Source organism: Bradyrhizobium genomosp. I (2014), assembly GCF_000261685.1.
Lineage (GTDB): Bacteria > Pseudomonadota > Alphaproteobacteria > Rhizobiales > Xanthobacteraceae > Bradyrhizobium.
Genome location: NZ_AJQE01000315.1, coordinates 1 through 7,413 on the forward strand (window position 1 = coordinate 1; position 7,413 = coordinate 7,413).

The 7,413-nt window shown below is 64.2% G+C and carries 8 protein-coding genes and 1 pseudogene; 4 read left to right on the top strand and 5 right to left on the bottom strand.

Features of this window, described 5'->3' with window-relative positions; translation table 11 throughout:
* Both IC50_RS28840 and IC50_RS28845 read right to left on the bottom strand, forming a co-directional pair.
* Positions 1-346, bottom strand: a 346-nt coding sequence (locus IC50_RS28840; RefSeq protein WP_035712760.1) for an oxidoreductase, incomplete at its 3' end; no start/stop codon positions are given.
* Positions 347-463: 117 nt separating this feature from the next.
* Positions 464-1,960, bottom strand: coding sequence for an aldehyde dehydrogenase family protein (locus IC50_RS28845; protein ID WP_035712762.1), 1,497 nt, complete (start codon positions 1,958-1,960; stop codon positions 464-466).
* 181 nt (positions 1,961-2,141) lie between these two features.
* Between IC50_RS28845 and IC50_RS28850 the strand changes: the two genes are divergently transcribed.
* On the top strand, positions 2,142-2,987 hold the full coding sequence (locus IC50_RS28850) for an SDR family NAD(P)-dependent oxidoreductase (RefSeq protein ID WP_035712764.1): 846 nt from the start codon (positions 2,142-2,144) through the stop codon (positions 2,985-2,987).
* Positions 2,988-3,032: 45 nt separating this feature from the next.
* Here the strand turns inward: IC50_RS28850 and IC50_RS28855 are convergent, their stop codons facing one another.
* From IC50_RS28855 to IC50_RS42625, 3 genes and pseudogenes are all read right to left on the bottom strand, one after another.
* Positions 3,033-3,239, bottom strand: a complete 207-nt coding sequence (locus tag IC50_RS28855) for a hypothetical protein (protein ID WP_035712771.1) — start codon at positions 3,237-3,239, stop codon at positions 3,033-3,035.
* Between the two features lie 123 nt (positions 3,240-3,362).
* Positions 3,363-3,551: pseudogene (locus IC50_RS43360) on the bottom strand (glycoside hydrolase family 3 N-terminal domain-containing protein); the annotation flags it as partial.
* A gap of 106 nt (positions 3,552-3,657) precedes the next feature.
* Positions 3,658-3,798, bottom strand: a complete 141-nt coding sequence (locus IC50_RS42625) for a hypothetical protein (protein WP_193374166.1) — start codon at positions 3,796-3,798, stop codon at positions 3,658-3,660.
* Positions 3,799-3,877: 79 nt separating this feature from the next.
* Between IC50_RS42625 and IC50_RS28860 the strand changes: the two genes are divergently transcribed.
* The 3 genes from IC50_RS28860 (at position 3,878) to IC50_RS28870 (ending at position 7,338) form a co-directional block, all read left to right on the top strand.
* Positions 3,878-4,447 (top strand): alpha-ketoglutarate-dependent dioxygenase AlkB, encoded by a 570-nt coding sequence (locus IC50_RS28860; protein WP_035712767.1) that lies wholly within the window; start codon positions 3,878-3,880, stop codon positions 4,445-4,447.
* A 311-nt stretch (positions 4,448-4,758) separates the two neighbouring features.
* On the top strand, positions 4,759-5,688 hold the full coding sequence (locus IC50_RS28865; RefSeq protein ID WP_035712773.1) for an alpha/beta hydrolase: 930 nt from the start codon (positions 4,759-4,761) through the stop codon (positions 5,686-5,688).
* 426 nt (positions 5,689-6,114) lie between these two features.
* Entirely contained in the window at positions 6,115-7,338 is a 1,224-nt protein-coding gene (locus IC50_RS28870; RefSeq protein ID WP_035712769.1) for an ABC transporter substrate-binding protein, read from the top strand.
* Positions 7,339-7,413: the final 75 nt, after the last annotated feature.

Here is a 7,413-nt window from a genome sequence, read left to right on the forward strand (position 1 = left end):
CGTGGAAGGAGGAATGCGAGACCCGGCCGACATGCCAGAGCTGGAGAAAGATGATGCCGCCCTTTGCGTGCACCGCGTCGACCACCTTGCGCCAGCCCGATATTTGCGCCTCCGAATAGATGCCGGGCGTCGCCGGATTGCCGCGGCCGTGCGAGAGCACCGGCGAGGCTTCGGCAATGATCAGCCCGCCTTTCGTCGCGCGCTGGCCGTAATATTCGGCGTTTAGCGGCCGCGGCGAAAAGCTCTCGCGCTCGGCCCGCATCCGCGTCAACGGCGCCATCGCGACACGATGCGCAAGCTTGTACGGACCAACCTGCAACGGCTTGAACAACGCTTCAAATTTCATGAGGGCCCCGAATGTCTATGAAAGGATGCGGATCATATCGCGAGGGGCGGCCACCGGAAAAGGCGCCGCCCCTACGAATGCAAATATTCCCTCTCGCGGAACGCGAGAGAGCAGGTTTTACGCCGTCTTGATCCAGACGGCCTTCACGTTGAGATATTCCTCGACGTGCTGCTTGCCCGATTCGCGGCCGTAGCCGCTCATCTTGTAGCCGCCGAACGGGACGGCCGGATCCATCGCCTGGTAGCAGTTGACCCAGACCGAGCCGGCGCGCAGCGATTTCGCCACCGCATGGGCCTTGCTGACATCGCGCGTCCACAAGCCAGAGCCGAGGCCGAACGTGGTGTTGTTGGCGCGCTTGACCAGCTCGTCCATGTCCTTGAACGCGATCGCGGAGATGACGGGACCAAAAATCTCCTCCTGCGCGATGCGCATGTTGTCCTGGACGCCCGCGAACACCGTCGGTGAGACGAAGAAGCCCTTCGAGAGCGCGCCTTCGGTGACGCGTCCACCGCCGGCAAGCGCCTTCGCGCCTTCCTTCTGGCCGATGTCGAGATAGCCGGTGACACGTTCGAGCTGCTGCTCGGAGACCAGCGGGCCGATCTGCACGTTGGGATCGAGGCCGTTGCCGACTTGCAGCTTCTTGCCGAACTCAGCAACGCGGCCGACGAATTCTTCATAGATCGACTGCTCGACGAACAGGCGCGTGCCGGCGCTACAGATCTGCCCCGAATTGGCGAACACCGCCATGGCCGCACCCGGCACAGCCGCATCGAGATCGGCATCCGCGAACACGATGTCCGGCGACTTGCCGCCGAGCTCGAGCGAGACGCGCTTCAAGTTGCCGGCCGAGGCGCGGATAATCGATTGGCCCGTGACGTGCGAGCCGGTGAACGCAACCTTGTCGACGTCACGATGCGAGGCGAGCGCGGCGCCGGCGGTCTCGCCATAGCCGGGCACGACGTTGATGACGCCGGGCGGAATGCCCGCTTCCATCGCCAGCTCGGCGATGCGCAGCGAGGTCAGCGGCGCTTCTTCGGCGGGCTTGAGCACCACGGTGCAGCCAGTCGCGATCGCCGGGCCGATCTTCCAGATCGTCGCGGTGAGCGGGCCGTTCCAGGGAATGATGGCCCCGACGACGCCGATCGGCTCCTTCAGCGTGTAGGAGAAGATCTCGCCCGGCAGCGAGTTCTCGATGGTCTCGCCATGGATGGCCGTGGTCTGGCCGGCATAATAGCGCAGCATGCCGACGGCGCGCAGGCGATAGGCGCGGGTGCGACTGAGAGGCGCGCCCATGTCGAGCGTGTCGAGCTGCGACAATTCGTCGAAATTCTTCTCGACGAGGTCGGCGAGCTTCAAGAGCAGGTTCTGCCGCTCGAACGGCTTGACCTTGCTCCACGGACCCTCGAAGGCGCGGCGGGCGGCCGCGACTGCGTGATCGATGTCTTCCTTGTCTCCTTCGGCGACGGTTGCGAGCAGCTCGCCGGTGGCGGGATTGCGGGTCTCGAAGCGCTTGCCCGAGGCTGCATCCACCCACTTCCCGTCGATCAGCATCTGCTTGTAGGACCCGTTCGCGAACGGATGGCGCGTGATCGGAATAGCCTGCGATACAGCCATGGCTGCACTCCCTGTCAGGTGATGGATTGGTTCGATCTGGGCGGGATCGTTGGGCCGAGGATACAGCCGTGCCGGATAGGCGTAAAGGCAGCGCGGAACGAAGGTCTCCCATGCCGACTTGTGCGGGGTCGCGCGCGTGCCATGTTATAGCTCGACCGACAGCCCACAATGGAGACGATCCATGCCACATCCCGCCATCGTCAAAGACAACGTTGCCGTGATCACAGGTGGCGCGTCCGGCATCGGATTTGCCGCCGCCACCGCCTTTGCGTGCGCTGGAATGAAGGTGTGTATCGCGGATGTCGACGAGACACGATTGGCAGAAGCTGCAACAAGACTGTCATCCGTCACGGCTGCCACAAACGCGATGACCTTGGCCGTGGATGTCGGCACGGTCGAGAGCGTGACGGAACTGGAGCGCGCCGTACGCAAGCGGTTTGGCGGCACCGACATCCTGATGAACAACGCCGGCATCCAGCCCGGAAGCACGTTGTTTGGCGAGCCCGACCATTGGCAGCGCATCATCGGTGTCAACATGTGGGGCGTCATCAACGGCTCGCGCATCTTCGCGCCCGGCATGATCGCGCGCGGCAAACCAGGCCTCATCATCAACACCGGTTCCAAGCAGGGCATCACCACGCCGCCGGGCGACCCCGCCTACAATGTCTCCAAGGCGGGCGTGAAGGCATTTACCGAAGCGCTCCAGCATGAGCTGCGCAACACGAAGGATTGCCACGTCGCAGCGCATCTGTTGATCCCGGGCTTCGTCTTCACCGGCCTGACCGCGAAGGGACGCACCGAGAAGCCGGCCGGCGCCTGGACGCCGGAGCAGACCGTGGATTTCATGCTGGCACGGCTGGAGGCCGGCGATTTCTACATTCTTTGTCCGGACAATGACGTGCCGCGCGCCCTCGATGAGAAGCGTATGCTCTGGGCCGCCGGCGACATCGTCGAAAACCGCCCGCCATTGTCGCGCTGGCACCCGGATTACGCAGATGCGTTCAAGAAGTTTGTGGAGAGAGGCTAGATCTTTCCTTCCTTCTCCCCTGGTGGGAGAAGCTGGCACCACGGCCTACAGCGTCTCTTGCTTGTGCCCGCAGCTCTTGCACGCAAATTTGACCCGGGTCTGCCCCTTCTCCGCCTGCACCCGGTTCGGCGCGCCGCACTTGCCGCAGACGGCCTCGATGCGGGTCGTGCCCTGCTTCACGACGATGGTCTTCTTTTCCATCGATTCGCGGATCAGGCGTTCGGCCTCCTCGCGCAGGGATTGTTTCGACAAAGCTCGTCTCCGCCTCTGCAAAGCGCGAGAGCCATATCGCACCTGCATTCGAAGTACAATGCATGATGAGGATTGCAGCTCCGTCAACATCATGAGGAATGGTCGTAGACACGTTCTATCGAATGAAGCGGCTTCCGCCTGCGCGGTCGGAAAGCCTTTCTCCAGCCGCATCTCGCTCGCACGCAGCATCGCCGTGTCGGGCTTGCCCTGTCGCATTCCGTCGAGAGCGCAGGCGAAGACGCGATAGAACCAAGCTCCGTCATAGGCGACCAGCAGCAGATCGACACCGGCGTTGATCGCTTCCACCAGGGCGGCACCGGGATCGCGCGTGCGGTGATGGCGAACCAAACCATGGCGGCTCGATCAGGCTCAAGCCGACCGACGAGGGCGTCGCCTTCGAGCTCCAATTCCCTGTGGCCTAGATCGCGAACACCCAGGCGGCGACGATGGTGGCGATGGTGACGAGACCAGCGATGGTCCAGCCGGCGGCATATTCCAGTTCAGGATGACCGGTCGCCCGCATGATCTCCACCGGATCGGCGGTATGCTTCTCTGCCATGACAGCCTCGCACGTTTCTTCCCGCGTCATAGATAAGTCGCATCAGCCGCCATTAGGTTCCATCACGGAAATGCGAGAAATGACGCAGCCTGGTTTGTTCGCCAAATCGGAAGCAGACCCCGCCGGCCTTCGCTATACGGACAATTTCATCGATCGCGCCGTCGAGCAGGACTTGATCGGCCGCATCGCAGCATTGCCGCTCCAGCGCTTCCAGTTCGGCGCCTTCGAGGGCAACCGCCGGGTGGCATCGTTCGGCTATCGCTATGACTACGCGCTGCAGCGGCTGACCGAGGCCGAGCCGATCCCGGACTGGCTGCTGCCGCTGGCGCGTCAGGGCGAGACATGGGCGCGGCTGCCGGAGGGCAGCGTCCAGCAGGTGCTGTGCACCGAATATGAGGTCGGCGTGGGCATCGGCTGGCACCGCGACAAGCCGCACTTCAAGGAGATCCTGGGCCTGTCGCTCGGCTCGCCCTGCAAATTCCGCTTCCGCCGCCGCCACGGGGACAGATGGGACCGCCGCACGCTCGAAGCCCTGCCGCGCTCGCTCTACATGATGGATGGCGAGGCGCGGTCGCAATGGGAGCACAGCATTCCGCCGGTCGGGGCGCGCCGCTACTCCATCACCTTCCGGACGATGAAGCGGGCCTGACGGGCCGGCCCAACAAAAAATGCGAAAACAACCCCATGCACAGTAGGACGCCATTTCCGGTGCGGGGCTGGGTGGCGCCGGGCAAGGGCTTGACAGACCGGGACAAAGTGGCCGCACCGCGCAATCGTCGCGCGGCCCGCGAACTTGCGGTCCAATCCGCGGCTGCTTGCCAGACTGAGGCCCACGCCACGCTGGCCGCCTGCCGGGCGAAGGTGCCGTGAATTCGCCTCAACATCAGCCAACTAATGAGGCGAATTGAAAAGACAGGCCAAATCGGCAAGCCAATATCGGTCCGCGAGGCCGGCATCACCATGAAGAATTACCTGGCATTTTTCCTGCTTCTGACCATGACCGCGGCTTCCGCACACGGAATTTTGCCGGCGCGACTATCGCCGCCCACCGGGCTCGTCCAGGCGGGCCTCACCGACAACGACACGACCGCCGGCGGCACCGCGCGGCTGTGCGAGCAGGTGACCTTCTCGCGCGGTCTGCGCTATGGCGAGAGCGAGGCCAATGTGCTCGATGTCGCGACCAGCGCGACCAAGGCGGATACGCCGCGGCCTGTGCTGCTGTTCGTGGCCGGCGACACCTTTACCGGCGACCACACCGCGCCCGAGCTGTCGCGCCAGATCCAGGACCAGGCCATGTGCTTTGCCGCGCGCAACGACATGATCGGGGTCCGCGTCAACTATCGCCTGGCGCCGTCGGCGACCTGGCCGGCCGGCGCGTCCGACCTGGCGGCGGCGCTATCCTGGGTCCACGGCAATATCGACCTCTTCAACGGCGATGCCCGCGAAATCGTCGCGGTCGGCTACGGCGCCGGCGCCTTTCACGTCGCCACCCTGCTGGCCCATCCCGAACTCCAGACCGACCGCGCCGACGTCGCCGGCGTCGTGCTGGTGTCCGGGATCTACCGCGTCGGCAAGGACGCGAGCGACAGCGAGAAGGCCTATCTCGGCACTGACCCCACCCAGTACGACAAACGATCGGTCTTCCCCGGCATCCTCAATGTCGATGTGCCGATCGTGCTGGCCTGGGCCGCGGACGACTCCGCCGGCCTCGTGGCGCAGGGCGAGACCCTGAAGAAGACGCTCTGCGGCGCCGGCCATTGTCCGCGCGCCGCACTCCTGCGCAGCCGCCACGGCATCGCGAGCGCCTTCGGCCTGGACGGCTCCGGCGACAGCCTCGCCGAACCGACGCTCCTGCTGGTGCATCAGCTCGAGGCACGCGGGCTGCCGTAGAGGGCGGCGGGCTCATTACTTCGACCGTTTGCTGGGCCACCCCTCTCCCCCACCCTCCCCCGCAAGGGGGGAGGGAGCGCAGTATGCCGCGCGGCGAGAGCTGGGCTCAAAGCCCAAAGCGGCGCGGCTAGAGCCGAGTTAAAAAACTCAATGCAAGTTGCTCACTCCGACCCCAACCACACGCACAGGTACGTTCCCTCCCCCCTTGCGGGGGAGGGCTAGGGAGAGGGGTGCCACACGGGGACTCTCTCGATCAGAAAATCGACGCCTCGCCGTCGCGGCGCGTCAGCACGCCTGCCGCTTTCGGCTGCGCTGTTTCGAAGCAAGCCACCCAGCCACACGATTGCCAAACGCTTGACCTACACCAACTCGCCTTGGTGCGGATTGAGCCGATTTCGTTGGGGGGCCAACGACAAGGTGTCGAGCATGCGCGTCACCTGCAGGCTGCTGTTCGTGTTGATCGCCGCCTTCGCCTCGCTCGGCGCGATGTCCCAGCAACGTGCCGAGCAACCGGCAAGCGACGAGGAAATCCGCATCGGCAATGTCATGCCCTATTCGGGACCGCTGTCGGAGTTCGGCGCCATCGGCCAGGCGGAGGCCGCCTATTTCGACATGATCAACGCGCGTGGCGGGATCAACGGTCGCAAGATCCGCTTCATCACGCGCGACGACAATTCCGATCCGGCGACTGCGCTGGAGCTCACGCGCAATCTGGTCGAGGGCGAGGACGTCCACCTGATGTTCGGCTCGTTCGGTACGCCGGGCAATCTTGCGACGCGCCGGTATCTGAACGAGAAGAAAGTCCCGCAGCTGTTCGTCGCCTCCGGCGACGAGGAGCTGAGCCAGGCCAAGGCGTTTCCCTGGACCATGGGCTGGCAGCCGTCGTTCAGGTCCGAGGGGCGCATCTACGCCAACTACATCCAGGCCTATTACCCCAGGAAGAAGATCGTGGTGCTCTGGCAGAACGACCAGTTCGGGCTCATGCTCTACAAGGGCATCCAGGAAGGCCTTGGCGATCTCAACCGGCACGTCCTCGTCGACATCGCCTTCGATATTGCCGATGAGCATCTCGAAGGACACGTCTCGATCCTCAAACGCGCGGGCGCCGACATCTTCGTCTTTCTCGGCGTACCGTCGACAGCGTCCAAGGTGATCAAGCTGGCGGCGTCGCTCAATTGGCACCCGGTCATCATCGTCAACGATGCCTCCGCATCGATCGCCAATGCGATGGCGCCCGCGGGCCTGGAGAACTCGGCCGGAGTGATCTCGGCGGCGTTTCTGAAGGATCCGAGCGATCCCGCCTGGAAAGACGATCCGGCCATGAAGGACTGGTTCGCCTTCATGGACAAATATCATCGGGTCGAAAGCACCAACAACAGCGCCGCACTCTATGGCTACGCCGCGGCCGAGGCGCTGACCCAGGTGCTGAAGCAATGCGGCGACGACTTCTCGCGCGAGAACATCATGCGTCAGGCGGCTTCGCTCAGGGGATATCACCCTTCCCTTGCCCTGCCCAAAATCCAGATGAACACCTCTTCCAGCAACTATCTGCCGATCAGACAGATGCGGCTCGTCCAGTTCGACGGCCGTTCCTGGCAGCCATTCGGCGAGGTGATCGAGACGGCCTTCACGGAAGGCGCGGCGCGGTGAGCTTCACGTCAGCGCGCCGTTGCGAACAGCAGCGCGACGACGGCTCCTACCATTTGCTGGGCCACCCCTCTCCCC

What these genes read in the sequence shown, in the direction of transcription:
- IC50_RS28845 (WP_035712762.1), bottom strand. Translation starts at nt 1,960, where the DNA reads ATGGCTGTATCGCAGGCTATTCCGATCACGCGCCATCCGTTCGCGAAC.
- IC50_RS28850 (WP_035712764.1), top strand. Translation starts at nt 2,142, where the DNA reads ATGCCACATCCCGCCATCGTCAAAGACAACGTTGCCGTGATCACAGGT.
- IC50_RS42625 (WP_193374166.1), bottom strand. Translation starts at nt 3,798, where the DNA reads ATGGCAGAGAAGCATACCGCCGATCCGGTGGAGATCATGCGGGCGACC.
- IC50_RS28860 (WP_035712767.1), top strand. Translation starts at nt 3,878, where the DNA reads ATGACGCAGCCTGGTTTGTTCGCCAAATCGGAAGCAGACCCCGCCGGC.
- IC50_RS28865 (WP_035712773.1), top strand. Translation starts at nt 4,759, where the DNA reads ATGAAGAATTACCTGGCATTTTTCCTGCTTCTGACCATGACCGCGGCT.
- IC50_RS28870 (WP_035712769.1), top strand. Translation starts at nt 6,115, where the DNA reads ATGCGCGTCACCTGCAGGCTGCTGTTCGTGTTGATCGCCGCCTTCGCC.